The sequence below is a fragment of the Microscilla marina ATCC 23134 genome (assembly GCF_000169175.1).
GTDB lineage: Bacteria > Bacteroidota > Bacteroidia > Cytophagales > Microscillaceae > Microscilla > Microscilla marina.
In genome coordinates this window covers 91,072-117,427 of sequence record NZ_AAWS01000005.1, presented here as the reverse complement: position 1 = coordinate 117,427, position 26,356 = coordinate 91,072, and the positions used below count along the sequence as shown (strand labels likewise).

The window sequence follows — 26,356 nt, the reverse complement described above, 5'->3', positions numbered from 1 at the left end:
TGACTGAGATAGGTTCAAAGATAATATGCTAACCACTATGTACATTCATTAGAAAAGTACTACATAATAAACAGGGAATTAAATATGAAACCAACAGAATTAGCTGAATTGCCATCATTTATTAAGGCGCCTTCTAAGCAGATTGCTATAGACGAGCAAATAGACAATGACTTGTTAAAAGTTGCCTGCGAAAAGATGCCCGATGATGAATGGGAAAAACTAAACGACTGCGCCATTGAATTTATAGGTAAGCAACTACTCACAGAAAATGACAGGCTTGCACTTCATCAAAATGTAGACAGTTTTTTGCAACAAATGGACAAGCGTTACCCAAAGTAAATTACTTTATTCGTCACACTTATTTTTTTACCCAAACGCGGCATTTAGCCGCGTTTTTTTTGCTTCAGCTGGTTTTTATAACCCCAAAAAACAAAGCAGATAAAGCCAGGAATATCTAAGCACTTTATCAATGTAAAGATGTTCTCACAACATACGTTGTCTTGGGCAATACTTGATTCGGAGGATTTAGAAACTCGGCACAGTAGAGCTGTAAACCCGGTTCTTTGCACGACTTTTAATCGCTTTTTGGGGAGTGCATCAACTGCCAAAATTCATCCCAAATTATTGTATGTTTATTTAGAGGCTAAAACACAAGGCTTTAACGATTTTTGACCACAACAAACCAGAGCGAATACACGATAACGCCACTCCTGACACTAAAGCAACGGAATAATTCACTTTAAAAAGTTCAATTTTTACTTTATCATTGCCCCACACTTTTTATGTATACTCACCTGTGGTCATGTACTATTACATCATACAATTGCATTTATATGATTATCTTTTGTGTTTTGATCCAATGAACCCCTCTTTAAAAAATAGAACAAAAGGATCTAGTATGTCATCTAAAGTACTTTATTTCGTATTTTTAAGCCAGTAAATATTATTAAAAATTGTGTGCCCCAATTAAATCTATTTTCACCTATATTGCTTGGAAGTCCTGACAAGGGGCAAGTCCCTATATGCCGCTGAATATCGGTGCCCCGAAAGCAGGATGTCGGCATAGCCTCTCGCTAGGTACACCCTGTTTAACTGCATTGAGCTCATCACAGCAAGCTGCATATTCGGTTCACATGTAACTAATAGTATACTTATTTTCAATTATTTATGAGTTTGCTGCTTCAAAACCTTGCATCGACTTAACTGACTATGTGCTTTTTCATCAAAAATTGCGTTCATACCAGCAATTATCCTCTTATACAACGGATAACTTTTTCAAAAATCACAGAGGGCAACATAGCTTTCAGCAATTGACTAAAAATACAACTATTGTATCAACCAACTAATTTTAACATTACCTTATAAACCAACAGGGCTCACCTGTTTTTTTGGGCAAATCAGCACATGCATAAGCTAATGACTCAACAAAAAACAACCTCAGAATAATTATACTCGTGATTACTCTAAATAATCATACGAACTTATTTAGTGTAAACTATTGTATTGCATAGTTTACAACCACCACTAGTAAATATCTTTAAGAATATGCCAGAATCATCAGTTGTCTTAACAAGCAATCTGACCAAAATACTGTGTACACAATATACCGGTTTTTGGTCTGACATGCACACGTACTCAACTACACTCGCAAGTTGTTCATCAGGTAAAGAAACAAATTTATGCCTGACTCCCCACCGTATTTATATCAAACCTTTCTATTTTAACCTCCTTAAATCATAAGTTTCATGAGCAAAATATCGTTACTTGTAAAAGCGTGGTATGCTACGCACGACCGTACCATTTTGAAACAAATTTTTGAGGAGATTCAGGAGAGTAACACCAATTTTTTTGGTGCTTGTTTCAAAACCTGGACAAATAAGCATGCTATAGATGATGCCAATGAGTGTATTCAAAAGTTTTGTGAGGCTTTGTATGCAAAACTCCTGAAAGAAGATGACCTCAAACCTATCGAAAACTTTGAACAATATTGCTCAACTGTCAGACGTAGAATTTTTTGGAACTTTAAAAAGGAAAAAGAAAAAAGAAGAACCGCCACACCAATTAGTTCTAATACAACCAATGATACAATGGAGCATCTGCCCGAAGCAGAAGCGCCCCCTTTAGAAAACCACATCTGGGAGGTGTACCAGGATTTTATTCGCGATGCTCCAAGAAGCGATTTATCTTATGCTATATTCAAGCTCAGGATCGAAGAAAAACTCAACCACCAATGCATTGCAGATCAACTCAACAAAAAATTTGCTCTACAGGGCAATCAGGTTTTAAATGCAGACCGGGTAAGGAAACGTTATTCTAAGATGTTGAGCAAGTGGCGTAAGTATTATGACAAAACCCTGGATTAAATCCATCCAGTGGTTTATGCTTGAGTTTGGGCATAAGTTCAATACTATTTAACCATAAACATTGAGATGACAAAAAAAGAACTAGCACAATCGTTTACCCCTAATCAACCTCCATTCACCAATAGGTTCGACAAGGTTGATAAGGAACTTCTAAAAGTAGTTTGTGAACATATAAGCGAAGAAGACTGGGAACAGTTAGATGATCGCACGATTGAATTGTTGGGCAAACACCTGCTAAATGAAGAGGATAAAAAAAGTTTGGATTTTGATATAGACATTTTTTTAAACCAAATGAATAAATCAAAATAAACCTACTTTCGCACCCTCAAAACAAAAACGCACAAACCGTAGTGATAAGCTACGGTTTTTTTGTGGCTCTTTACGTCGATAACATTTATTGTAAAACCAAGTTCAAGTGCTGTGCAACCAGTCTGCTCAAACAATGCCTATAGCAGGTATCTTTCCTAAATAAACTACCTGTCTATCAAATATTTTGTTCCCTTGGGCTGTTTTATTTTTTCTACTTTACTAAGCAGCAAGCTTTAGAAATTAGTTTAACTTTAGTATGTTGTTACTCGTTTTAGCAGCATAACAACCTGAATAGTAGCCTCATGAAAGAAAAACTTGCCACCAGCTGGGAAATTTACAATCAAATTATGTGGAACCCTAAACTCAACGCTCAGGCGTTTACAGTAGGGTTTGCTGACCGCATGGCAAAGTCAGGCATCAGAGAAAAACCTTTGCTGGAATGGGCCAATGAAAGTGATATTCCCTGGCACCGTATCAGGTACTACCGCTGTGGAGAACTAGTGGTGTGGGACAGGGGCAGGCGCTTAGACTTGTTTGCCGAAAAAAGATTACCTTCTGAGGCTTGGGTGGCAGAAATCAACCCAGTAGTGGCTACAAAAGTAAATACTGATTTTAGCCTGAGAGCAGTTTATTGTTGTCACCAAGACCAATGGCAAGTATACACTGGTGCTGTTACCAACCAAACCCTGGCCCAACTCAAAGTAATAAGTTACAATGTATTATGTGACGAGCACGACAAGGAGTATGTAAGAAGCAAAGAACGCTATGTGGCTATAGCACAACATTTAGCCCACTTAGAGGCAGACATTATTGCGCTTCAAGAGGCTACTCCCTTGCTCATTGAGTTTTTGAGGCAACAGGCATGGGCAAAAGATTATTTTTTCTCTGAACCACCCAACAGTCCCACCCTGCGCCCTTTTGGCCAAGTTATTTTATCAAAGTACCCGTTTTCGCTGGTAGAACACCTTTACTCTCCTCAGAAACGTTTTTTGGTAGCAGGTTGGCAGATCAACGGGGAAGCTTTTCATGTAGCCAATGTACACTTGACCAGTAATCACAGTGACAAAGCAATGGGCGTACGCCAACAACAACTAGAAGTGATGACAAACTACCTTAAATCGCTTAGAGGCGATGTGTTATTGGTGGGCGATTTTAATATGCGAGAAGGTGAAAATGTAGATATATTAACAGAACACCAGTTTGAAGATGTTTGGCCACTACAACACCCCGATGATGCCGGGTTTAGCTTTCACCCTGACGAAAACCCTTTAGCAGAAAGGTTTAGTCGTTCTGGCTTGCCAGGTCGTTTTGACCGCATGTATCTGCGTTCGCAAAGTCTACAGTGGCTGCCCCAACACATCAAACTATTTGCTAAAGCACCTATTGCTCAAGATTATTTGCGTGCTTCTGACCATTATGGAGTGTTTGCAGTGTATGACTTTGCCGATATGCTGCCTTTGCCCCAGGCTGTGCCCAATGAAGTGCTCAAGCAATTGCAAACAGTACAACCTACCTATCAAAGTGCCATTGTATTGATTCCTCCTAATGAGATACACGCTCCTATTCAAAAAATACGCAAACAATATGACCAAAAGCTAGAACGCTGGATGCCACATATTACATTGATGTATGGCTTTATTCCCAAAGAACTCTTCGAGGCGGCATTGCCTTTACTGGAAACGGCTTTACAACAACTGGCACCTTTTGAAATTGTATTACAAGACTTCAGGTATTTCGAGCACCGAAAAAGCACGACAGGGTGGTTACGTCCAATAGCACAACCTACTGACGCACTGCAACGCCTTCAGGATATTTTGCAACCGCTTTTTCCGCAATGTAACGAACAAACCATCCGTGCCTCTGGGTTTACCCCGCACCTCAGCATAGGGCAGTTTGCTTCGCCCGAAGAGGCCCAAAAATGCTTGCCTGCCTGGAATCCTCTGCGCTTTAAGGTAGAAAAAATAGCCCTGATCAGCCGAGACAAGGACACTCCTTTTGAGGTAAAATACCAGGTGTTTCTGGGAAAAGAACAGGTCAAAAAACCCAATAAAAGTCTGATTGACTGGGTAAACGACCAGGCACCGCTTCAAACAACCCAAACCCAACTTAAGCGCCAAGCTGCCCTTGCTCAAGTACAACAAGTATGCAGTGAGGTACTCAACCAATCAGTGCATTTGCAAGTATTTGGCTCAGAGTTGCTCAAAATAGCCCAAGCACACAGCGATATAGACGTGCTGTGTCCGCTACCTCCATCCTTAGCATTAGACCCGTTCTTTGATCAGTTACAGACAGCTTTGTCTCAAGTAGCGCAAGGTGTCCATTTGGTAACCGATGCCAGGGTAACTACCCTCAAATTTAACTTACAAGGGGTAAATTTTGATCTTTTGGCAGTACACCACCCTTCTTTTCCGGTGCCACTGCACCAAGTCAAGCCCGAAGCTTTTCAACAATTTGACCCATTAAGCTGGCAAAACATGGTAGGGTACCTGGAGGGCCAAAAAATATTGGCATTAGGCAATAAAGTTGGACAAACACTTTTTAGAGATTTAGTACGCACTATCAGGCTTTGGGCAGCCCGAAAACAATTGACAGGCAATGTTTTTGGTTTTTTTGGCAATATTTCGTGGGCAATACTTGCGGCGTGGAGCTGCGCGCATTGCCAGACCAAACATACCCCTACTCTGGAGCACTTGCTACAAAATTTTTTCGATTTGCTTGCCCAGCATTCGTGGGTGATTCCCATTGGGCTACAAGAGGGTACATCTAGCTACATAGTGCGTAAGCACCGCGACTGGATGCCTGTAGTCAGTGCTTTTTATCCTTATAAAAATACCACCCGCAACCTTACTCAGTCTACAGCAAAAGTGATTCAAGGGGAAATTCAAAAAGCACGCCTGCTGCTACAGAATACCTCTATAAACTGGTTAACGTTTTTTGCGGCAACTGATGTTCAGAAAGAGTATACGCAATTGCTGATACTGGAACTTAGCGCAAGCAATGAACAAAACCTTGAGCTGGCGCAAGGAAAACTTCTAGGGTCGTTGCTAGGGGTAATACTGGCTTTAGAACAACAAGTAAAAGCGTTGGTGCGCCCTTCTACAATTATAAAAAAAGCCGAGAATGGTTTGAGTTTTCAACTAAGGCTTGGTTTACACTTACCTGCTGATTCTTCTCAAAAGAGCCTCAATGAGTTTGTAGGAAAGTTTGACCATGAGTATAACACCAAGCTTAAGGTGTATTTAGAAGGGTAACAGCAAAAGGCGAAAGCATTAATGCTTTCGCCTTTTGCTGTCTTATATTTTTATGCCAGCTTACTCCAGTAATTCATCTTCCAGCTTGTTCATTATCTTATACTTTTTTTTATTGGTGGAGTTGTCCAGCACTACCAAGCACACCTTGGCTTCGGTATCGCGCACAATGGCAGTTCTTGCTCCTAGCCACGCACCAGTGTGCGACACCCTGGTGCGACTCTCTACCTGCCAACCAAAACCATACTTTGATATTTTTCCATTGTCGAGTTTTACAGGTTTAAAAGCTTCTTTTAGGTTTTGGGGCGAAATAAGTGAATTACCATACCAAAACTTATCCCATATCACAAAGTCCTCTACGCTTGAAAATACTCCACCATCGCCTGCTACCCCATCTAAAAACGAAGGAGCGTGCTGATGATATTTACCTTTGGTATACCAAAAACCTGTAGTTTTATTAGCAAATGTTTTTTGTGCTGAGAATAAATTCCAGACCCTTGTATTTTTCATTTTTAGTGGGTCAAACAGCTCTTTTTTCATGTAAGCTTCAAACGATTCTCCTGATACTTTTTCAATAACCGCCGCAAGCAACACATAACCTGTATTAGAGTATTGGAAACGAGCGTTGGGTTTATAAGCTTTATTTTTATTAGGGAAGGCAGTCAAGAGTTGTACTACCTCCTGAATGCTCAGCACCTCACCTACCATGTCGTTGTGCTCGTCTGCCAACTTCATATATACATCTGGAATGCCTGAAGTATGCGTAAGCAACTGACGCACTGTAACTTTTGGGTAAGGAAATTTTTTGAAGTACCTGCTTAAGGGGTCATCATACTCTAGTAAACCTTTTTGGTGTAGCCGCATAATGCCAGCTGCAGTAAACTGCTTGGATACTGATGCTAAACGTAACGAAGACTGATGGGTTAACTTTTTATTTCTATGATAGTCGGTGTAACCATAACCTTTCATTAATAAGGTTTTGCCTTTTTGAACAATCAATACTGTACCATTGAATGCTCCATTTTTATGCTGTTCTGCGAGCCAACGATCTATGGCTTTTATTTTATTGTCAAGGGTAGTTGGGGTAAACGACGAAGCACCATAAGTAGTAATGAGGGCAAGCACACCAAGCGCTAGTAGCAAACCTAAGCTGTTTCTTAATAGTCTGTTTTTCATGTGTAAGGCATTGTTAAATGGTTTCCTGCAAAGTACTAATAATTATGTGGGTTTAAGTAAAAGACAGGCAAAAAAAACAGGCAAAGCCAGCAAGCATTATACTTTTACAGCTTTTTGTCTGAAGTTTTGTATCAACTCCAGATACTCTTCGTAAGAAACAGTTTTATAAATATTTTTATAGTGAAATTTATAATAACTCTTAGCTTCTTCTACCACCTTTGGGGCTATATTGGTAGCCCCTGCCATCAATGCAATGGTTTGCGAAAAAGGGTGTATTACCACAAAAACAACAGTAAGTAAAGAGAGCAACACCAATATATTGTTAAGTATGAAATGTTCCATATACCCCAATAACACCCCTGACAAAAAGAGTAAAAAAGCAGTTAGTACCTTAAACCACAAGTATTTATAATAAAAGGCATGGTTAACTTTTTGAGTGCTTTGGGTAGCTTTAAATAATCTAAAAAACTGTTGAAAGTCCATTTTCATCAACACATACTCTTGTGGAGTAATGGGGCTGGTATTGGATTGTCCTGGCTTAAAAGAAATGTATTTTTTTTCAATTCCCATATTCATCAATAGCGTTCGTATTTATTATGATGTACCAAAACTTAACCCTATTGATGGATAAAAAATTGCACTTTTTCGCAAAAAAAAATCACTTCTAAGTTATGCGTCTGTTACTATAATGCGGTGCTTGTGCAACAAACCAGGCAAGCCTTCCAATGAAAATCTGGCTTTTTGAACCTGGTTATTGTCTGGATCTATAGCATAGTTGTGGGAAGTACTCAAATCGGCACGCTCGAGCTTGGTACGATCAAATACAGCACTCTGTAAATCGCAATGTTCAAATACAGCTTCATTAAAATTAGCTTCGGTAAAATCGGCTTCGCGCAGGCTGCAATGTACAAACCGGGTACCTTTCAACGAAAGTAAATAAAAAGATGTGAGGTTTAATTGGCAGGAATTGAAGTTCATTTCCAGCAAAAAATCATTGCAGTTGCTAAAGTCTGCTCCTATCATTTTGCAATGCACAAACTCTATTTCTTTGAAAGCAGTTTGCTTAAGAGCTACATTACTCAAATTGCAATGCTCAAACTTACACTCCAGAAAAGATGTTTTGGATAAATCACCCTTGGCAAAGTTGCAATTGATAAAAGTACAATTGTCGTACTCGGCTACTGGCAAGGGGGTATCTACATAGTCAATATTTTTGTAAACTTCACTCTCAATGATAATATCAGGCATTTTCCTTATAATTTTAATCCTCTCAACTAAACCTCTTTTTGAAGCGAAGGTATTATGAAATTTTGGCGAAAGCAAATTTTTAACTTGGGGTAAATACAAGATATGCAAAGTCTACTATATAACTATTTAAATAATTAATATAAATATTTTAATTCATTTAAATTCATCTAACACTTTGCTAACACCTAATGTTAGCCTTTACTGGTGTGTTTTACGATCATTGTAACAGAAAAACTAATAAAGGTAAAATTAACTATAAGGCTTAATACCTATAAAAACTATTCACAACAACCCTATAAAGTCCTCGAGAAATGAAAAAAGATGAACTGTTTTGGCAAAAATTGATGCAAGGTGATAAGAAAGTCGTAGAAGAAATTTTTCAATTAAATGTTCCCGTGTTATTTAAATATGGGCGTAGGTTTTCTGATGACGACCGTTTGATTGATGAATGCATTTTACACATTTTTCTTGATATTTGGAAAAACCGTCTAAACCTTAGAAATGAAGGTGAAATAAAGATTTTTTTGATGAAAAAACTTCGCAAAAAAATAGAGCAAAAGGCATCAAGTACTCAACTTAAGAGGGCGTAACTAATGCCCAAAATAGGGGCTATCTTACAATGAGGTCTTCTTTGAACATTGATTGTAAAATATCTTCATTCTTTTTTAATTTGATATGTACTACTCAAGCTGAGCAGACTCCCGGTATTCTGTAGGTGAAGTTTCGGTGGCTTTTTGGAAAGTTTTTTGAAAATTCTTCAACGAATTAAATCCTGCACTAAAACCTATATTGGTAATGGGCACATGATTTTTTGAAGGGTTAGCAAGTAATTCTTTGGCATAAGCCACTCGGTACCTGTCTATAAAGTCCTGAAAACTTTCTGAAAACTGTTGCTCTATCATTGCCACCAATACTTTTGGTGTTAATGATAATTGCTCCGCAAGTTTTGTGAGTGTAAGTTTACTATCTACATAAGGTTGTTCGTTGTCCATCATAGCCAGTAATTGATCTTTTAACGCCTCTGATTCCTGCGCTGATAACTCATCTCTTAAAACCTTATTTGGCTCTTTTTTTACCCTTACTGGAGAAGATTCTTCTCCCAACATAAGCCTAAACATATTGGGTTGAGCGTATGCTTTGTACGCAATCCAGTAAGTAAGTACGCTCAAAATAAAAAAAATAAATATGGGGTGTAAGAGAAACGCCCAAGTCTTGTAATGTAACAATACCAACTTGGTGTCTATAATGAGCAATAGTTGTACAAACGCAGTAGCCAATATCACCTTGAGCAACCAAGTGAGCCTGGTCATATAAGTGCCTGTGTAAGACTCAGTGACTCTTGCCTGATGTTGTTGTACTACCCGATAGCTCAGGTACATATATACCCATACGCTCAACAACTGTAATAAACCCCACAAACAAGCCTGCCGCTCTCCTACTACAAACACTGTAGCCAGCCAAGAGTTTTGCAAACTACTATAGAGCAGTACTCTTAGCAATAAAAGAAAGAAAAATGGCGCAAAATGCATAAGTAAGCGTGGAGAAAGTATAAACCGCTTCTGAGTAATATTATTTACATATCCATACATCAAAGGGCCCAACAAAAAAAACGACTCAAAAGAAACCTTCCCAAGCAAATATGGGGGTCGGGCGTTGGGCACTCCTGCCAAAGCCATAATTAACTGGCTGGCAAGCACTAATATAAACAAAGCAAGATAAGAATTACCTGACCTGTTTTGTTTAAGTGTAAATAGCATTACTGCTACCATAAAGCCTTGTACTGCCCCAAAAATAAGTAGAATTGTTTCAAACATTGTTTTTTATTACTCAATGACAGTTGCGTAATAACTGCCCGTTTTCTCTTTAATTTAATGGAAACAGACTTTTCCCGAAAACTGGACACTTATTTTGAACTCATTACTCAACTTATAATCTTTGCAACAAATTAATGATTTTTTTGAAGTTTCGAATGATTTTATGCCCCGTTTTTAAAGCTTGGAATAAATTTTACCCTCAGAGTTCATAAATGTAATTTTTTTATGCTCAGAACATAACCCAAGGTTTTATGTAATAAAATGGGTTAAACTGTTCAGTGTTTGAGCAAAGCAAGTTTAAACAATGCGATGTTTTGCATTCATGCAATATTACGCTCAATAGCCTTGTATTTTCAAATTGGGACTAAATAAATACCCTTGCTTCCTTTGGTATGCGGCCTTATACCAATACCCAATTACCCCTCCTATGATAGCTTTTGTTACTGGCTTGTTGCTCAATAAAAATACCCTGCTACCTTGTGGAATCAATAACTCCATTTTACTCTTAATTGTTGCCTTCTGTCTTAGTTTTGCCCCAATAACATTGGTTATCTTTGCAGTAGTAAAGGTTAAAAAACCACTGAATAAATACCCTTCTTTTTGTCGATGCCTTACTTTACACCAATTGCCCCAACGCTCTTCTACTACTTCGGTAGATTTTAAATATTTCAAAATGCCCACCTCTTCACTCTGCGGAATAATAGTGATACTTTCGGCACTGGTACTAGGTAGTTTACGTAAGATCAAGCCATGTTTGACATTGACCAAAGCCCGCAGAAGCACTCCTTGCATGTGGGTATCAAATATTTTTTCTACTGCTTGCTCATCGGGTGCTGGAGCTTGCATAATGGTACCTATGTTTAGGTAGCCTCCAAATACATACCCGCTCTTGTCTAAATACTTCACATGATACCACTTACCCATGATACCCTGGTGAGTTTCTAATACGTTGGTCTGTTTATGTACTTTTACTATAGCATTGTAGGGCAACAGCCATGCTTGTTGGTAATCTTCTTTGGGTAGTTTGCGTAAAGTTAAACCAGACCTGGCGCTCACTACTGCTGGCTTGTCTATGATGGCTGTTTTTTGATACAAACTATCTGTATCTGACGAATGTGTTGGCTCACTACCAGCGCAACTCAACAGACAAAAGCACAAGGTTGCCCAACTAACAAATGTTTTCATACCTGAATAAATATAATAGATAATATACCTACAAAATTTAAAAACACTTTTGTAATAAGAGCTTGTTTAAAATTAGCCGAAAAGGCTGAGCTCGCTAAAGCTCGGTTCACCTAATAGGTGCTTTACGCAAATTTTCCCCTCATATATTGTTAAATTTATCATCAATAAGTACCAAGGCAGAATTAAATATACCTAATGAGTAGGTGTAACAACCATATTATGAATGAGGTACCCTTAGCTAATTACTTGCTGTTACTTAGCTAGGCTATTCATTCAAAATTTAACGCATCTAAGAACAAAACTCATCGAAAATCACGCTAAATGCGAAAACTTAAACAAGCTCTAATAATAGCCTGAAGCTACAAATGAAACCTTGGATTTGTTGAGGCATTGGGGCAAAACATTATGAGGGGAGCGTAAAAAAGTACTCTACCCAGCTTTTTTTTAAAAGTACTGTCCTCGCCTCGGTTGTGTTTCTTCACCAATTGATAAATCCCGCCATTCGGGGGCGATCGGAACCCTAAAACAAGTCGTTTTTAGGCTTATGGGTGGGTTGATTTGTGAAGACACAAATCAGGGCGAAAAATAGTAGGGTAGAGTAGTAAAAAAGCTTGAATAATATGAGATTACTCGTACCTTCCTTTATACGATGTTTTTAAATATGTACTCCTATTACTAACACATCATCAGTTTGAGAATATACATCTTGCCACTCATTAAACTCTTGTTCTAGCATTTGGTGCTGCTCGGTTAGCGAATGTACACTTATAGAAAGCAAAAATTCTCTAAAGCGCTTACGCAAATACTTTCTACCTTTATCACCTCCAAACTGATCTTGATAACCATCTGAAAAAAGATAAAAAGTTGTCTCTGGCTCAAACTTAAAGTTGTTACAATCATATTGTTTGGCTACCTTATACTGGGTACTACCTACTGGAAACTTAGAGCCTTTGATCTCAGTTATCTTACCCTTGCAAACCATCCATAGCGGCAATTTGGCCCCAGCAAAACAAGCTTCTCGTGTTACCTCATCAATAATCAATACCGCCATATCCATTCCATCATTCACTTGATCATTTTGCCCTCTTTGGTGAAGGTTAGCAATGACCTTTCTGTCCATCTCGTATAGTATTTCATCAGGTTTAACTCTTTGCTTTTCATTTACCACCTCATCAAGCAAGGCATTGCCCAACATTGTCATAAATGCCCCTGGAATGCCGTGCCCAGTACAATCAGCTACTACTACTAGCTTTTTGGGGTTACTGTCAAGGGTAGACTGAATGGTAGTATGCCAAAAAAAATCGCCCGAAACACCATCTCTTGGCTTAAAAAAAACAAAACCTTGTCTAAACAAGTCAATCAAACCTTGAGGACTACCCAACATTGCTTTCTGAATCCTTTCAGCATACCTTATACTTTGAGTAATATCTTTAAATGCATCTGATAATAGCTCTGACTTAATCTCAATTTCTTCCTTGGTTATATGTAATTTCTCGTAGGCTGTATCAAGCTCTTTTTTTACCAATAAATCTTGATCTACTTTTATTTTTGATAAAACAAAAACAATAGAAAAAATCATTATGATGTTAATAATGATTAGATTTCGAGAAACTGCTGGAGTAAAGATATTGGGTTTAAACCCAACAATGTAAGGCTCTAGCCAAATAGAAAGTAAAGTTAGAAAGATAAAAAAAAGAAGCCAACCATATACATTCTTGCCCTCAAACAAAGCAATGGTGCCAATCAAAGACAAGACAGCCCAAAGCATTACTATGCCTGAAGAAATAAACCCTCCCAGCAGCCATTGTAGAGTAAAAGGTAATAATAAGCTAATGGTAATTTGAAAAAAGCGAGGAACTTGGAGTTGCTTTGACTGATGCAGAAACAATAAGTTAAACAAGGATAATAACACATAAGCATAAGGGATAATCATTGCTTGATATAAGCTAAAAAAAGCTAACAAACTCCCCCACATCAACCCACCTATTGACATGAAAATAGCTAGTAATACCAGCATTTTTTTTGAATTAACTTCTTCAGAAGAATCTTCAGAGGTTACACCAATATGGTCAATAAAATCTAATGTTATTTTATATAAACGCTTTTTCATAAACTTAAACTCTTTTAGGCAAGCGTTCACCAAGATGAAGGTAGTCTAAAGGACTTGTTTAAAACTTATCCATTATTATTCTTTCTTTTAAGATTAGCAGGTAAATACACCTAAACCATACCATTTTACCTCCGGTGACAATATATTTTTTAAAACAGGTTTGTCCACTCTAAAAATGAAAAAGGCTTGAACAACGAGTAGTCATTCAAGCCTTTTATCAATAAAGATTAACTTTTACTTCCATCTACCGACTTTATAAACCATTAAAAATCAATGCATTATAAAATAGGTAAGTTGCTTGTAGAGCAGCGTCAAACTTGAAGCTTATTGCTAAAAGCTTGAAGCTGTAGAAGCTATCGATTACGACCATACTGTTCGTGGCTAGACACCCAGTCTGAAGAAGAAATAGCTGATGCCAGTGAGATTTCTCCGGCAAGCACTGCTCCGGCAACAATTTCAGCAAACTTGTTTACCTTGCCTTTGCCATAACAATCCAGTAATTCTAAGCATTCTTTTTGGGTAGCAAGTCCAGTTCCTCCACCATAAGTAGCGACAATCAATGACGGAATGGTAATAGAAATGTACAAGTCTCCTTCAGCGGTTACTTCACTATAAATAATTCCTGCTGAAGACTCTGACACATTTGCCACGTCTTGTCCGGTAGCAATAAACATTGCCGTAATCGCATTTGCCGAATGCAAACCATTGTTATTAGCTCCCGAAAGGATTGCTCCTATATTTGCCACTTGCCCGTGATAAGCCAATTGCTCAGGCTCTACCCTCATTCGTTGAATCAATACATCACGTTTTACCACACACTCGGCTACTACACGTTTTCCACGGGTGCGCATTACATTAATTTGCGAAGCTTTCTTATCGGTAGCAAAATTCGACTCAAGGAAAAACTTCTCTATTTTATTGTCTTTATAGTTGTCCAATATCCAACTACAGGCGGCAAAAGTAGCTCTGCCTACCATATTTTGTCCTGCGGCATCACCAGTAAAGTAATTAAAGCGTAAAAAAGCAAACTTGTTAGACAGGTAATGGTCAATATCTTGGAGCTTTGCCACACTTGAGGTAGTTTCGGCATGGTAAGCAATCGTTTTTTCGTGGGCGTGTACCCATTTCACAAAATCTCTGGCGCCACGGGCATCTTCAAATATAAATACCGGGGCACGTTGCATAGCGTCTCCAATAATAGTACACTTTACCCCTCCACTCATATTAATTACGCTCATTCCACGGTTATAAGAAGCTACCAGTGTACCTTCTGCAGTAGCCAAGGGAATCAAAAATTCACCTTTAGCGTGTTCACCGTTTACTTTCAAAGGACCTGCAAATCCTAATGGTACTTGTGCCACTCCAGCAAAATGTTCGCAATTGCCCGCTAACATATGGGGGTCAAATGAGTAATTTTTGGTATGGTTTAGTTTTTTTGAGGTATACTTTTCTATAAACTCCTGACGGGTTTTGATGGCCTTTTCGCTGTAGTCGTCCAAATCATCGCGTGGAATTTTTACAGTATCACCATTGTCTTTGTTTGATATAGCATCGTCTACCTGCAAATCAAGGTTACCAAAAGGGGCCACGGCAAACGACACCTCAATACTATGTTTGCCTTCTGGCAATTCGTTGATAGCTGCTACAACCCTAAATGTTTTACGAAGTGGAAATTCTATGGGGCGTTCTTCTGAAATATCTTTGGGAGCCAACGGTTTACCGTCTCCAAGATCAACCTTAATTTTAGTTAATGGAACTTCTTCTCCTGATATTTTTACGCCTGTGATTTGTGTAAGCGTAGCGTCGCTCAATCGGTTTTTAATTGCAAATGATACCCCACCCTCAGCGTTTTCGAGGCTACCATGGGTATAAAGCTGTTTTAATAAAAGACTTGGAACTAGAGTCATAGGATTTAATTCGTCAATTTAGTAAAACTACAAAAATAACCTAATCCATAGGGCCTGGTCTCTGATTGTTGTACTTCTTCAAAAAACCAAGGCTACACTGTGCCAAGTTTATAAATCCTCCGAATCAAGTTCGGAGGGCTCTTCGAAGCTAATAGTTCCATAGCCAAGGCTACGCAAATATTTTTTTCATCGTGCAATCAGAGATTCCGCAAAACGGAACAAACAAATACTGCCCTTTTTTAGAAAATTTTATTTTTTTCGTTTTACTTATTATTTAATAGGTTAAATATTTATAAAACTAAAAAACTATCTAGTTTTTATTGTATTATCAGAAATATAATATATAAGTTATTCATAATCAAGGGGTAATAATTGTAAAAAACATAGCCAATAAAGTACAATGGCGATATGGCAAATATATATTACTCTAGATTTAATTCATTTTTTCTTCTTTGATTACCTGGTCAATCAACCCCTCAAGTGTTCCCTGTGAAAAGCCATATTTTTCGGCAAACCTCAGGCAAATTGTATATTCATCATCGTGAATCTGTGCATCAATGACCATCATACGCACCAAGTCTTTCAACTGGTGTAGACGTTGTTCATTGGTTTCAGGAATCACCATGTCAAGGTTTTTATAATTATCAATCACTGGTGAAACATCTTCAAGACTTAATCCTAGCTTTCTGGTTATTTCGGTTAAAAATATTTTTTCTTCGATTTCCAACTTATCATCAGCCATTGCCAACAAGTATAGATTTTGAAAGTGTGCCAAACTCTTCTCCTTTTGACTCATAATAGAATAGGTATTTTTTTAAATTTATTAGTGGAAGCATTAATAATAATTGGGTTAATTTATCAAAAAACTTATTATTTATACCAATATATCATAAAAAATCCCACAATTAACTTCTTTTTATTCTTGCAACCCGAATATCTACCCATTTTAACCCATCATCGGTAACTCCCTCTGATGTTTCATGATTTTTTGGCATAATTTTCACAAATAACATAGTTGATGTTTAAACTTAGAAAAAAAATACATAGTGAAGACTTTCTGGCAAAGTACCCTGCCAGCTTCAAGAGCGCCTATGCTATATTTGTAGTAGTCATGAGCGTCGGGAGTCTTGTATGGGGTGTATTTTGCATCATACTTGGGTTGCACAAGATATCCATACTTCCATTTGGTTACCTGGCATTCAGCCTATTAGGTCTTATTGTCTTTTTCAGTGGCAAAGGGTTTGCCTTCATTCGATTCTTTCAGGTACTGTTTAGTCTTACCTTTCCTTATGCGTTACAATGGTTGCTGGGGGGGTACACAGCAAGTGGTATGGTAAGCCTCTGGAGCTTTCTTACACTCATTGTGCTCATTACTTTTTATGAGGCGCGTTACAATATTCTTTGGCTTCCGTTATTTATTACTTGTATGGTGGTAGGCATTGGGCTCGACCACTACTATCCCCAACCTGTGCCTTCCATGCTCAATAAACCACATATCCATAAAATGCTACTTATTGCCAATGCAAGTTTGGTAGGTAGTATGCTATTTTTTATTGGGCGTCATTTTATTTCTCTTAACCGCCAGCACAAAAAAATTAATGAAACCCTCGAATATCAAAAAGGAGAGCTTTTGCAAAAGCATGAAGAAATATTGGCCTATAATGAAGAAATTAACCAGCAAAACGAAGAAATTTTAGCCATTAATGATGAACTGGGACGGCAAAAGGAAGAGATGGCAGCTAAAAACAAGGAAATAGCCCTAAAAAATGAGGCTATGACCACAATCAATGAGGCTCTTGAACAACAAAGATCAGAACTTAGAAAAAAAACCAACAATGTGCGTTCAAGTATCAACTATGCCAAAAGAATACAGAGGGCTATATTGCCACGTTTGAGCTGGATTCAAGAACACTTCCCAGAATCTTTTGTGTTCTTCAAACCACGCGATATTGTCAGTGGCGACTTTTACTGGTTTTCGGTAGTAAGGCTAGAAGAAAACCTGGAAATCACTACTAGTTTTCGCCCTCCACCCCTCCCCGAAAAAATAATAATCTCGGCAATAGACTGTACTGGTCATGGGGTACCTGGCGCTTTTATGAGTATGGTAGGCAATCAACTGTTACACGAAATAGTCAACACCAATCAGATCATATCACCTGAAGAAATATTGCGTGAATTGCATCTTAAAATTCGGTTTTCGCTAAATCAGGAGGAAAACGAGAATAACGATGGTATGGATATGAGTTTGTGTGTAATAGATAAGCAAGCACGCACGCTTGAATTTGCTGGTGCTAAAAACCCTTTAATTTATATACAAGGCGACAAACTGATAGAAGTTAAAGGTGATAAAATGCCCATTGGTGGTAAAAAAAGATCGCGTGATAACAAACCCAAAGCCCGTACCTACACCAAACATGTGGTAAAACTAAACGAGCCTACCTGGTTTTATATTTTTACCGATGGTTTTCAAGACCAATTTGGCGGTAAACATGATCGCAAGTTTATGAAAAAGCGTTTTAAAGAGCTTTTACTAAAAATCAAAGACCGTCCACCCAATGTCCAAAAAAACATGTTATCACAAACGATTGGTGGTTGGATGGATGGCAGACATCAAATTGACGATATGTTGATTATGGGTTTTAAAATAGATGATCATATATTACCAAGGCAAGCCACCTAAAAAATATCTGTGCATTCTTATCATTTCTACTATATTTGTGACTTGTGATAGGTATGTTTTGCAAACTTCGCAGATACTTTATGCTCAAAAATATTGGTGTATTAGCAACCCTTTGCTTGCCTTAAAACCTTAAATATATGGATGAAAACAAAAAAATAGGAACCTACGAAGACGAATCTCTAGGTATTAAATTTACTATCGAGGAACGAGGTAATCAAAGATTTGTAGTACTCGAAGAACAGGATTTTAATACCATATTCTCCAAAGTATACGATTTGCAGGAGCAAGTGATAAAAAACCTTAAGCAGCAAGCGCTCATTAGAAATATACTTGATAATTAGTTCACTATCAGTGCTTAAAACAAAAAGACCTGAGTTGCAATCAACTCAGGTCTTTTTGTTTAGGTAAATATATAGCTAGTTTTTTTCGTCTATCAACATAAAACCTACCCCATGTACATTTTCTATCTTTACATTAGAGTCTTTCTTAAGATATTTTCTTAGCTTGGTAATGAATACGTCGAAACTTCTGCCATGAAAATAATCATTCTCACCCCAAATACTGACCAAGGCTTCTTCTCTTTTTAAAATTCGGTTTTTATACAAATATAACAAACGCAAAATCTCGCTCTCACGTTTGGTTATCCGTCGTACGTCGTCGTCTATGCTCAGTGCGTGGTTGGCATAGTCAAATGTATATTTACCTATTTTGAATTTAGTTTCGTCATTTTTTTGAGCCATTGGATCACCTTGAGTCCTTTTCAGTACGGCATGAATGCGCAATACCAACTCCTCTTCGTCAAACGGCTTGGTGATGTAATCATCTGCTCCTATAGTAAAACCATTAATCTTGTCTTCTTTGAGCGATTTTGCAGTAAGAAAAAGTATAGGTACTGCCTGGTTTTTCTCTTTGATTTGTTTTGCCAGCGTAAAACCATCTTTCTTGGGCATCATTACATCAAGCAGGCATATATCATAAGTTCCTGCTTCGAAAGCCTCAAATCCAGCTTCCCCGTCCCGACACAGGTGTACATCAAAGTTTTCCATCTCCAGGTAATCTTGTAATAGATTACCCAGATTTAAGTCGTCTTCAACAAGTAATACTCTAATTTTATCTTTTGTTTGCATTCGTCGCCAAATTGGGTTTGGTCATCAATTATTTATGCAGTGTATGGCAAGAATATTTCAAAACAGCTTCCTTTGCCCAACTCACTTTTTAGTTCTATATGTCCTTTGTGTGCATCTATCATCATTTTTACATAGGCAAGTCCCAGTCCAAAACCTTTCACATCGTGAATGTTTCCGGTAGAAACCCGGTAAAACTTATCAAAGATATGTTTTTGCATTTCTTTACTCATGCCAATGCCATTGTCGGTTACCGAAATTACAACCCCATCATCCAAATCTTTGGTTTCCACAATTATTTCGGGCGTATCAGAGGTGTATTTATTGGCATTGTCCAGCAAGTTAGAAATAACATTGGTAATATGTACTACATCTGCCATCACTGTATGACGCATAGCGTTTAGGTAATACTGCACTTTACCTCCTTTTTCTCTTACTTGCAAATCAATGGTAGCTATAGCATCCAACACCAATGTATGAATATCGGCTTGTACTTTATTTAGGGTATATTCGCCTTTTTCTACTTTGGCTATACGCAACACTTGCTCTACCTGATCTTGCAATTTTTTGTTTTCCTCGTGAATTACACTTGAATAGTGCACAATTTTTTCCCGGTTATCTAAGATTTTTTCTTTGCGCAACATATTACTAGCCAACGAAACGGTAGCAATGGGAGTTTTTAGTTCGTGGGTCATGTTGTTGATAAAATCTGTCGTCATTTCCGACATTTTTTTCTGACGTAACACAGTTCTCACGGTCAAAATAAATCCTCCAGAAGTAAAGGCAATCATAATGACCGATACTATCACAATCCACCCCATGTGCGACCACACATAGCCCATCATATCAGGTAAAAAGATCCTGATTTCGGCCTTTGCCGTTCGATCTTTTGCTCTTTTTTCACGTTCAAGTACTCCCTCCAGGCAAATTCGCTGAGATATTTGCTGGCTATGGCAGGTAGAGTTAAAGTAACGATTTCTCTTATCTACCAACTTAAAACTATAGGGTAAGTCTACGTGTTGGTACTCAAACTTATTTTTGATCAAACTATCTAAAATGGAATGATCTCTGGAATCTATTTTTACAGAAAGTTCTCTTCCGTTATTTTCTTTTACTTTTTTGGCGAGCCTGGCTCTCAACAATGAATCTTTGAACACTCCATAAGAAATGTGAGTTGAGGCGGTTGCCAAGCGATGTTTCAGTTGTTGTTCGCGTAGTTTTGCGGTATGAAAAATCCAGTTTATTTGAATTGCAATCAACCCAAGTAATGATAAGGCAGAAATACCTATAATTATAAATATTTTAGATCGCTTCTTTTTCATCATATTCAAATTTACGAAAAATAGCTACTGGCTTATACCTGTCAAAATCCTTTAACAAGTCTTTAACAAGACTAAACGGTAGTTGGTCGTGGTAAACTATTCTTTCGTCTAAAATACTTTTTTTCTCAGCACTTGCCTTTTAAAGAGACAAGTCCTAAAAAAGCTGCAAACCCACCTGCCCTCTCAGTTACTTGAGACAATTTGAGCTTAAATATACCCCCAATCGTTAAGAAAAACTACGGTATGAAATTAGCGGGAATTTTTGCTTTTATTATTTTGTTTATCAACTTGCTTATTACCTTCATTCGCTGTGTACCTGCATCCCTCAACCCAATACCTAATCACTATTTTTATTTTATATTTTCAAAAAAATCAATGAAATACCTTTTTGCAAAAACACTCTTTTTTACGCTCTTATGTAGTGTATCGCTTACTGCTCAGGACAGTAGTACACCTCAGGTATATACTTCTATGAAAGAAGCCTTGAAAAATCCTGAAAAAGTAATTAAACTTGATTTGCGAAAGCAAAAACTAAGGAAGTTCCCAAAAAACATTATCAAATGTAAAAATATAGAAGAGTTAAACCTAAGCGATAACTTCATTGACAGCTTGCCCAAAGAAATAAGCAAACTCACCAAATTAAAAAAACTACACCTAAGCAATAACCGCCTGGTTCATATAAGTTTTGAAATAAACCTGCTTGACAAATTGATATTTTTAAATTTAGGTAAAAATCACTTACGAAAGTTCCCCATAGGTTTGTGCAATATGACCAAACTGGAAGAGCTGTACCTATGGGAAAATTATTTCAAAACAATTCCTACCTCTATCAGAAGCATGCGCGGTATACGCTACATAGACCTGTCAAAAAATCCTATCCCATACCGTAAAACCTTTATTATCCAAAAATACTTGCCCAAGGCTGAAATTAACTTTTGGTAACTGGTGGGGTGGCATCAAGACTAAAACCCAGTTTATGCATGAATTTAATTACATTGTCTATGGCTTCGCGTCCTTCGGGTACTGTTTGCCAAAACAGGTGCCACCAATGCATTAAACCTTCCCACACTTGAAAATCCACGTGTACTTGGTCACGCTCAGCGTGTTCTACCAGGCGGCGGGCATCATCATACAGTACCTCGTCGGTACTTACCTGAACAAGCATAGGGTTCAATCCGGTCAGGTCGCCATACATAGGCGATACTAACGGGTTGATAATGGCTTGTTTGCCCGCATATAAACGTCCCCATTTTTTCATCAAAGGAATATCAGTCAAGGGATCTTTATAAATATTGCGCTGTACCGAATCACCCGTAATGGCAAGGTCAGTCCAGGGAGACAAACATATAGTGCCACTTGGCAAAGCAACCCCTTTGTCTCTTAACTTTAACTGTGTAGTGATGGCCAACCCCCCTCCAGCAGAGTCTCCTCCTATTAAAATATTTTCGGCAGCATAACCTTCGTCAAGTAGCCACTCATAGGCTGCCACTGCATCATTGAGAGCGGCTGGATAAGCACTTTCAGGAATACGACGATAAGACGCCAGTAAACAACGAATACCAGATTTTTTTGCTATGTGTCCTACCATAGAACGGTGGGTATCGGTAGAACCAAGGGCATAACCTCCCCCATGAAGATATAACAATACTTTATCAGGGTGAGCATTGTCAGGGATTAACCACTCGGCCTCACGTTTGTTTATTTTGGCACGCTTCAGGTTTACCCCTAAAGGTATAAACATACCCAAAGTACCCAATTGAAGTAATCCACGCAATTGATTAATACCTACACTGCTAAGTTTGAAAAGCCATCCCACATTGTTTAAAGACATTCGCAAGACATCGTGTTGAATAGAAGCCATAGTTATATTATTAAGTTAAATCAGTTTTTAACAGGAAATATTTTCTATTTTTTTCTTTTTGCACTACATACAACAATGTAGCATAGCACAAGGCGTTAAAGCCATTTATACTTTGAGGGAAAAGCAACAAATATAGGGAATAGGGCAAAGCTTAAGGGGGCTTAGGCTTATTTATTTTTTCAACCAGGTTTTAAGGTCTATATATTTTCTGGTGCGGGTATCCAACACCAATACACGGTTGTGTTTTGGAAAAACCTTGAAAGGTAACCTAGGGTAAGAATGGTGTTTTTTGATGATCACCTCTCCAGTAAAGAAGCAAGCATCAGCACAAGTACTGGTTTTCTGAAGTTGGTAGCTACAGTCTTGCTGGTATTTTTTGCTAATGAGTGGTAATAAGGTTTTTTGAATAATTTGTTCGGCTGCTATGAAATGATTGTTTGAATGTACTTTCTTATCAGTAGAGAGGTGAAGTTTAGGAAAGGTTGCCATAATGGATAGGTTGGCTACTGCCACAATACCTATCACTAAAAACAAGCGTTTATTTTTACGTAGATTTTTAGCTAACAACATTCTATATCAATTTTATTATTCACTGTTAATGTAACTTACCTCCTTTTGCATTGGTATATCAACGCAAAAAGAATATCACAAACCATCAACCCAATAATTGTTGATAGTTTTCAGCGCTTTAAAACCCTCCATGGGATTTGTATAACGTATTACAGGCTATCTCAATTGTTTTTACGAAAACTGACAGAAAAAGGATGAGTTATACGAAAAAACTGATTTTTTTTGAGGTAATATTTTACCCTTTTAGCACATAAAAAAGGTTCGCATCAGTGGTTTATAACTGATACGAACCTTTTATCCTTATTAAAGAGTTGGCCTCTTAAGGTTTTCTGAAACTAACGCTTTTCAATGCATCTTCGCGATAGTCTACATTATGAAAAGATTTACCTACACTCTCAAAAGAGTTAATGTAGTTTCCAAACGAACTAAGATCAAAGTCATCTTCGAAATGTTCGTTTTTTTTCAATGATAATTTTTTAGTAATGCCCTTAATATTTTCAAGATTCTTCATCTTATCTAAATTTTTCAATGAATCAGTTCACCAATACTCTACCCTATTCGTATTTAGCAAAAAAAAGTTTCGCTATACGTTTATAAGACAGATCATTTTTTTATCGCATAGTAGCCAATTGGATATTATACGGTTTACTTAGTCTTTTTTTTATAGTTTTGCTGTATTTCTGTAGGATTTTCCTTAGGTAGTTTTTGTACATAGGTTATTTCAGGCTTGTCAAACTCTGCCGGGTGCTTGAGCAGATTTTTGGTCACTCCCTCAGACTTAAATAATTGCCTGCGGGTTTGACGGATCAACCACCACCCAAACAAAATACAACTGCCTACAACAATCCAAACCATTGCCTATGCCAATACTTGTCCTATTACACTTTCGAAAAATTTACGCCCATCAGTATTGCCCAACAAGTTGTCAGAAGCACGTTCAGGGTGAGGCATCATGCCAAATACATTGCGCCCCTCATTGCATATTCCAGCAATATTTTCCAGAGAGCCATTGGGATTGGCAACCTCGTTGATATTACCAGCCTGGTCGCAATAACGGAACAACACCTGGTTGTTGTCGTTGAGTTGTTTTAAAATTTCGGGCGAAGCATGGTAACGTCCTTCTCCGTGGGCTATAGGAATTTTGTAAGCTTGGTCTGCGTTCAGCTGACGGGTAAACAAGGTGTCAGTTGTTTGAGGCTTAAGGTAAATATTTTTACAAACATATTTTTGGTTGTTGTTTTGCAACAAGGCACCGGGCAACAAATCAGCTTCGGTCAACACCTGAAATCCATTGCATATTCCCATTACATTTCCGCCATTTTGAGCGTGAGCAATTACACTCTCCATAATAGGCGAAAAACGGGCAATGGCTCCAGCCCGCAAATAATCACCGTAAGCAAACCCACCTGGAACTACTAAAAAATCACACCCCTGTAAATCATGGTCTTTGTGCCACAGCTTTACTACATCTTGTTGCATGAGCTTGCCTAACACATATACCATGTCATCGTCACAATTGGACCCTGGAAAACAATAACACCAAATTTCATGTCTGCTAATTGTTAATAAAAATTGATATAAAACGAGATTTAATCGTGTAAAACTACTGGCTATCCATCAAATTTCCTAATGCAAGTAGTACAAACGACATTTTGGTTTTATAATTGGTATAATGATAAATAATTTCAATATTTACAGTCTCGATTTTTAGGAGTTGTTCACATAACTTAAATACTAATTTCTTATGATACAATCAATGACCGGATTCGGATCGGCTACGCACGAAAATGATAAACTCACTGTTTATGCAGAGATTAAAACTCTCAACTCCAAGTATTTAGATGTGAACGTAAGAATGCCCCGCATGATGTCTGCCGAAAAAGAGTTGATTTTAAGGGAACTTATCAAAAATCAATTGAGGCGAGGAAAAACGAGTGTTTTGCTTGAGTTTCAATTCAAGGATACCTCTGTTCAAGGTACTAAAATCAACCCACAACTGGCCAAGGGTTATTACAACGAAATGCTGACCCTGGCGGGAGAACTGGATGCACCTAAGCAAGATATTTTCAGAATGACCATGATGATGCCTGATGTACAAATGCAAAATATGAAAGACGACCTACAGGACGATGACTGGAAGGTAATCAAAACAGTGTTTGAGCAGGCCATAGAAAAATGCCAAAACTTTAGACGTAGTGAAGGTGAAACATTACTGGCAAGTTTTCACAACAACATAAGTATTATCAAAGAAAAGCTTGAGCTAGTCAAAGAACAAGACCCCAAGCGTGTAATAGCAATTAAAGAACGCATAGCACAACACATGGAGGAGATCAATAACAACGACAACTTTGACAAAAACCGTTTTGAGCAAGAAATGGTGTACTACATAGAAAAGCTGGATATTTCGGAAGAAAAAGTACGCTTACAAAGTCACCTGGATTATTTGGAAGAAACCTTGAAATCGGCTCAGGCAAATGGCAAAAAACTCAACTTTATTGCCCAGGAAATAGGCCGCGAAATCAATACTATAGGCTCTAAAGCAAATGATGCTGTGATACAGCGTTATGTAGTAGAAATGAAAGAAGAGCTGGAAAAAATCAAAGAACAGGTATTAAATGTTCTTTAATAAAATAGCAGTAGTAAACTGTTAGCTTCAAATTCTATAGATGCTATAAATTTAAACAGACACTTGGCTTGTAGCTAATGCTATCAATTGCCTAAAGATTAATCAACTAAAAAACACACTTACACATCAAATGGTATTATTAGACAATTTGCTACCTATTCTCGACCTAAGTACAGGCGCAATGGTCGTTAAGTCAATAATTGCGCTTTATTTTGCTATTTTGTTTTTACAGTCAGGCATCGATAAGGTAGTTAACTGGCAAGGAAACCTGTCTTGGTTGACTGGCTATTTTTCCAAAACATTTTTAAAAGATCGGGTTCCTGCAATGTTAGGAGTAATTGCTGTAACAGAGGTGGTTGCCGGGGCTTTTTCGGCCATTGGAATAGTAGAGTTATTATTGATAGATGGTTACTCGTTTGCTTTGTATGGGGCGGCATTGTCTACCCTTAACTTTGTTATGTTATTTTTTGGTCAACGTATTGCCCAAGACTATGATGCAGCCGCAGCTATGACCAACTATTTTACCATTGGAGTAATTGCAATGATAATTTTGGGAGTTCCTTTATAGCAAAGGCATTTTTTTAGATTACTCATAATAAAACCCGAAGCGAAATATTTCGCTTCGGGTTTTATTATATATAGTAGATAAAAGTCATTTGTATTACTCAAAAAACTAGTCCACACAACCGTCGAAAAACGCCAGAAGAGGTTCTTGAGGTCGTGGTGTTGGATACACACAAGCCTAAATCTGTGTGGAAAAGTTTAGGTATAATTTGAGTTAGTGTTGTAACGCGATTATGTTATATTTTGTTC

24 protein-coding genes and 1 pseudogene are annotated in these 26,356 nt (G+C 37.8%); 10 read left to right on the top strand and 15 right to left on the bottom strand.

Annotated elements, in window-relative coordinates:
* Positions 1–84: 84 nt before the first annotated feature.
* The 4 genes from M23134_RS05590 to M23134_RS05575 all read left to right on the top strand — a co-directional run bounded on the left by M23134_RS05590 (position 85) and on the right by M23134_RS05575 (position 5,923).
* On the top strand, positions 85–339 hold the full coding sequence (locus tag M23134_RS05590) for a hypothetical protein (protein ID WP_002694491.1): 255 nt from the start codon (positions 85–87) through the stop codon (positions 337–339).
* A gap of 1,406 nt (positions 340–1,745) precedes the next feature.
* Positions 1,746–2,363 (top strand): sigma-70 RNA polymerase sigma factor region 4 domain-containing protein, encoded by a 618-nt coding sequence (locus M23134_RS05585; protein WP_002694490.1) that lies wholly within the window; start codon positions 1,746–1,748, stop codon positions 2,361–2,363.
* Between the two features lie 66 nt (positions 2,364–2,429).
* The gene (locus M23134_RS05580; protein WP_002694489.1) at positions 2,430–2,672 is read left to right on the top strand and encodes a hypothetical protein; all 243 of its coding nucleotides are present in this window, start codon (positions 2,430–2,432) and stop codon (positions 2,670–2,672) included.
* Positions 2,673–2,974: 302 nt separating this feature from the next.
* A complete protein-coding gene (locus M23134_RS05575; RefSeq protein ID WP_002694488.1) occupies positions 2,975–5,923 on the top strand; it encodes a poly(A) polymerase in 2,949 nt (982 codons plus the stop codon).
* 60 nt (positions 5,924–5,983) lie between these two features.
* Here the strand turns inward: M23134_RS05575 and M23134_RS05570 are convergent, their stop codons facing one another.
* From M23134_RS05570 to M23134_RS05560, 3 genes are all read right to left on the bottom strand, one after another.
* Positions 5,984–7,096: a serine hydrolase domain-containing protein gene (locus M23134_RS05570; RefSeq protein WP_053337253.1), complete on the bottom strand. Its 1,113-nt coding sequence runs from the start codon at positions 7,094–7,096 to the stop codon at positions 5,984–5,986.
* Positions 7,097–7,192: 96 nt separating this feature from the next.
* Positions 7,193–7,666 (bottom strand): hypothetical protein, encoded by a 474-nt coding sequence (locus tag M23134_RS05565; protein WP_002694486.1) that lies wholly within the window; start codon positions 7,664–7,666, stop codon positions 7,193–7,195.
* Between the two features lie 99 nt (positions 7,667–7,765).
* Positions 7,766–8,344, bottom strand: coding sequence for a pentapeptide repeat-containing protein (locus tag M23134_RS05560; protein ID WP_002694484.1), 579 nt, complete (start codon positions 8,342–8,344; stop codon positions 7,766–7,768).
* Positions 8,345–8,655: 311 nt separating this feature from the next.
* Between M23134_RS05560 and M23134_RS05555 the strand changes: the two genes are divergently transcribed.
* Positions 8,656–8,934, top strand: a complete 279-nt coding sequence (locus M23134_RS05555; RefSeq protein ID WP_002694483.1) for an RNA polymerase sigma factor — start codon at positions 8,656–8,658, stop codon at positions 8,932–8,934.
* Between the two features lie 90 nt (positions 8,935–9,024).
* On the opposite strand, the gene M23134_RS05550 is transcribed toward M23134_RS05555, so the two are convergent.
* The 5 genes from M23134_RS05550 to M23134_RS05530 all read right to left on the bottom strand — a co-directional run bounded on the left by M23134_RS05550 (position 9,025) and on the right by M23134_RS05530 (position 16,156).
* Entirely contained in the window at positions 9,025–10,158 is a 1,134-nt protein-coding gene (locus tag M23134_RS05550) for a helix-turn-helix domain-containing protein (protein WP_002694482.1), read from the bottom strand.
* Between the two features lie 336 nt (positions 10,159–10,494).
* Positions 10,495–11,343 carry an SH3 domain-containing protein gene (locus M23134_RS05545; RefSeq protein ID WP_082226522.1) on the bottom strand — a complete coding sequence of 283 codons (849 nt, stop codon included), beginning with the start codon at positions 11,341–11,343 and terminating at the stop codon, positions 10,495–10,497.
* Between the two features lie 655 nt (positions 11,344–11,998).
* Positions 11,999–13,453, bottom strand: coding sequence for a PP2C family protein-serine/threonine phosphatase (locus M23134_RS05540; RefSeq protein WP_045113064.1), 1,455 nt, complete (start codon positions 13,451–13,453; stop codon positions 11,999–12,001).
* A gap of 353 nt (positions 13,454–13,806) precedes the next feature.
* Positions 13,807–15,360: a hydroxymethylglutaryl-CoA reductase gene (locus M23134_RS05535; protein WP_002694477.1), complete on the bottom strand. Its 1,554-nt coding sequence runs from the start codon at positions 15,358–15,360 to the stop codon at positions 13,807–13,809.
* Positions 15,361–15,793: 433 nt separating this feature from the next.
* Positions 15,794–16,156, bottom strand: coding sequence for a hypothetical protein (locus M23134_RS05530; RefSeq protein ID WP_002694476.1), 363 nt, complete (start codon positions 16,154–16,156; stop codon positions 15,794–15,796).
* Between the two features lie 222 nt (positions 16,157–16,378).
* Here M23134_RS05530 and M23134_RS05525 point away from each other — a divergent pair, with 222 nt between their 5' ends.
* Positions 16,379–18,040 carry a SpoIIE family protein phosphatase gene (locus tag M23134_RS05525; RefSeq protein WP_002694475.1) on the top strand — a complete coding sequence of 554 codons (1,662 nt, stop codon included), beginning with the start codon at positions 16,379–16,381 and terminating at the stop codon, positions 18,038–18,040.
* A gap of 137 nt (positions 18,041–18,177) precedes the next feature.
* Positions 18,178–18,381, top strand: coding sequence for a hypothetical protein (locus tag M23134_RS05520; protein ID WP_002694473.1), 204 nt, complete (start codon positions 18,178–18,180; stop codon positions 18,379–18,381).
* Between the two features lie 75 nt (positions 18,382–18,456).
* Here M23134_RS05520 and M23134_RS05515 read toward each other — a convergent pair whose 3' ends face one another.
* Both M23134_RS05515 and M23134_RS05510 read right to left on the bottom strand, forming a co-directional pair.
* Positions 18,457–19,167: a response regulator transcription factor gene (locus tag M23134_RS05515; RefSeq protein WP_002694472.1), complete on the bottom strand. Its 711-nt coding sequence runs from the start codon at positions 19,165–19,167 to the stop codon at positions 18,457–18,459.
* Between the two features lie 32 nt (positions 19,168–19,199).
* A complete protein-coding gene (locus M23134_RS05510) occupies positions 19,200–20,489 on the bottom strand; it encodes a sensor histidine kinase (protein ID WP_002694471.1) in 1,290 nt (429 codons plus the stop codon).
* Positions 20,490–20,861: 372 nt separating this feature from the next.
* Here M23134_RS05510 and M23134_RS05505 point away from each other — a divergent pair, with 372 nt between their 5' ends.
* Positions 20,862–21,428 (top strand): leucine-rich repeat domain-containing protein, encoded by a 567-nt coding sequence (locus M23134_RS05505; protein ID WP_157558356.1) that lies wholly within the window; start codon positions 20,862–20,864, stop codon positions 21,426–21,428.
* On the opposite strand, the gene M23134_RS05500 is transcribed toward M23134_RS05505, so the two are convergent.
* The 5 genes and pseudogenes from M23134_RS05500 to purQ all read right to left on the bottom strand — a co-directional run bounded on the left by M23134_RS05500 (position 21,415) and on the right by purQ (position 24,467).
* Positions 21,415–22,347: an alpha/beta hydrolase gene (locus M23134_RS05500; RefSeq protein WP_002694469.1), complete on the bottom strand. Its 933-nt coding sequence runs from the start codon at positions 22,345–22,347 to the stop codon at positions 21,415–21,417. The genes M23134_RS05505 and M23134_RS05500 overlap by 14 nt on opposite strands.
* A gap of 171 nt (positions 22,348–22,518) precedes the next feature.
* Positions 22,519–22,917: a hypothetical protein gene (locus M23134_RS05495; RefSeq protein ID WP_002694467.1), complete on the bottom strand. Its 399-nt coding sequence runs from the start codon at positions 22,915–22,917 to the stop codon at positions 22,519–22,521.
* A 319-nt stretch (positions 22,918–23,236) separates the two neighbouring features.
* Positions 23,237–23,428, bottom strand: a complete 192-nt coding sequence (locus M23134_RS05490) for a hypothetical protein (RefSeq protein ID WP_045113063.1) — start codon at positions 23,426–23,428, stop codon at positions 23,237–23,239.
* A gap of 134 nt (positions 23,429–23,562) precedes the next feature.
* Positions 23,563–23,772, bottom strand: a complete 210-nt coding sequence (locus tag M23134_RS05485; protein ID WP_002694465.1) for a hypothetical protein — start codon at positions 23,770–23,772, stop codon at positions 23,563–23,565.
* A gap of 3 nt (positions 23,773–23,775) precedes the next feature.
* Positions 23,776–24,467 (bottom strand): annotated as a pseudogene (gene purQ, locus M23134_RS05480) (phosphoribosylformylglycinamidine synthase subunit PurQ).
* Between the two features lie 194 nt (positions 24,468–24,661).
* On the opposite strand from purQ, the gene M23134_RS05475 reads away from it, so the two are divergent.
* Both M23134_RS05475 and M23134_RS05470 read left to right on the top strand, forming a co-directional pair.
* Positions 24,662–25,543 (top strand): YicC/YloC family endoribonuclease, encoded by an 882-nt coding sequence (locus M23134_RS05475; protein WP_002694462.1) that lies wholly within the window; start codon positions 24,662–24,664, stop codon positions 25,541–25,543.
* Positions 25,544–25,673: 130 nt separating this feature from the next.
* Positions 25,674–26,111 carry a hypothetical protein gene (locus M23134_RS05470; protein WP_002694460.1) on the top strand — a complete coding sequence of 146 codons (438 nt, stop codon included), beginning with the start codon at positions 25,674–25,676 and terminating at the stop codon, positions 26,109–26,111.
* The last annotated feature ends 245 nt before the right edge of the window (positions 26,112–26,356 follow it).

Coding starts and splice junctions, on each gene's coding strand:
- M23134_RS05475 (WP_002694462.1), top strand. CDS start 24,662: ATGATACAATCAATGACCGGATTCGGATCGGCTACGCACGAAAATGAT.
- M23134_RS05485 (WP_002694465.1), bottom strand. CDS start 23,772: ATGGTTTGGATTGTTGTAGGCAGTTGTATTTTGTTTGGGTGGTGGTTG.
- M23134_RS05515 (WP_002694472.1), bottom strand. CDS start 19,167: ATGCAAACAAAAGATAAAATTAGAGTATTACTTGTTGAAGACGACTTA.
- M23134_RS05525 (WP_002694475.1), top strand. CDS start 16,379: ATGTTTAAACTTAGAAAAAAAATACATAGTGAAGACTTTCTGGCAAAG.
- M23134_RS05520 (WP_002694473.1), top strand. CDS start 18,178: ATGGATGAAAACAAAAAAATAGGAACCTACGAAGACGAATCTCTAGGT.
- M23134_RS05495 (WP_002694467.1), bottom strand. CDS start 22,917: ATGTTGTTAGCTAAAAATCTACGTAAAAATAAACGCTTGTTTTTAGTG.
- M23134_RS05535 (WP_002694477.1), bottom strand. CDS start 15,360: ATGACTCTAGTTCCAAGTCTTTTATTAAAACAGCTTTATACCCATGGT.
- M23134_RS05590 (WP_002694491.1), top strand. CDS start 85: ATGAAACCAACAGAATTAGCTGAATTGCCATCATTTATTAAGGCGCCT.
- M23134_RS05580 (WP_002694489.1), top strand. CDS start 2,430: ATGACAAAAAAAGAACTAGCACAATCGTTTACCCCTAATCAACCTCCA.
- M23134_RS05575 (WP_002694488.1), top strand. CDS start 2,975: ATGAAAGAAAAACTTGCCACCAGCTGGGAAATTTACAATCAAATTATG.
- M23134_RS05540 (WP_045113064.1), bottom strand. CDS start 13,453: ATGAAAAAGCGTTTATATAAAATAACATTAGATTTTATTGACCATATT.
- M23134_RS05560 (WP_002694484.1), bottom strand. CDS start 8,344: ATGCCTGATATTATCATTGAGAGTGAAGTTTACAAAAATATTGACTAT.
- M23134_RS05490 (WP_045113063.1), bottom strand. CDS start 23,428: ATGAAGAATCTTGAAAATATTAAGGGCATTACTAAAAAATTATCATTG.
- M23134_RS05510 (WP_002694471.1), bottom strand. CDS start 20,489: ATGATGAAAAAGAAGCGATCTAAAATATTTATAATTATAGGTATTTCT.
- M23134_RS05545 (WP_082226522.1), bottom strand. CDS start 11,343: ATGAAAACATTTGTTAGTTGGGCAACCTTGTGCTTTTGTCTGTTGAGT.
- M23134_RS05505 (WP_157558356.1), top strand. CDS start 20,862: ATGAAATACCTTTTTGCAAAAACACTCTTTTTTACGCTCTTATGTAGT.
- M23134_RS05530 (WP_002694476.1), bottom strand. CDS start 16,156: ATGAGTCAAAAGGAGAAGAGTTTGGCACACTTTCAAAATCTATACTTG.
- M23134_RS05470 (WP_002694460.1), top strand. CDS start 25,674: ATGGTATTATTAGACAATTTGCTACCTATTCTCGACCTAAGTACAGGC.
- M23134_RS05500 (WP_002694469.1), bottom strand. CDS start 22,347: ATGGCTTCTATTCAACACGATGTCTTGCGAATGTCTTTAAACAATGTG.
- M23134_RS05565 (WP_002694486.1), bottom strand. CDS start 7,666: ATGGGAATTGAAAAAAAATACATTTCTTTTAAGCCAGGACAATCCAAT.
- M23134_RS05555 (WP_002694483.1), top strand. CDS start 8,656: ATGAAAAAAGATGAACTGTTTTGGCAAAAATTGATGCAAGGTGATAAG.
- M23134_RS05550 (WP_002694482.1), bottom strand. CDS start 10,158: ATGTTTGAAACAATTCTACTTATTTTTGGGGCAGTACAAGGCTTTATG.
- M23134_RS05585 (WP_002694490.1), top strand. CDS start 1,746: ATGAGCAAAATATCGTTACTTGTAAAAGCGTGGTATGCTACGCACGAC.
- M23134_RS05570 (WP_053337253.1), bottom strand. CDS start 7,096: ATGAAAAACAGACTATTAAGAAACAGCTTAGGTTTGCTACTAGCGCTT.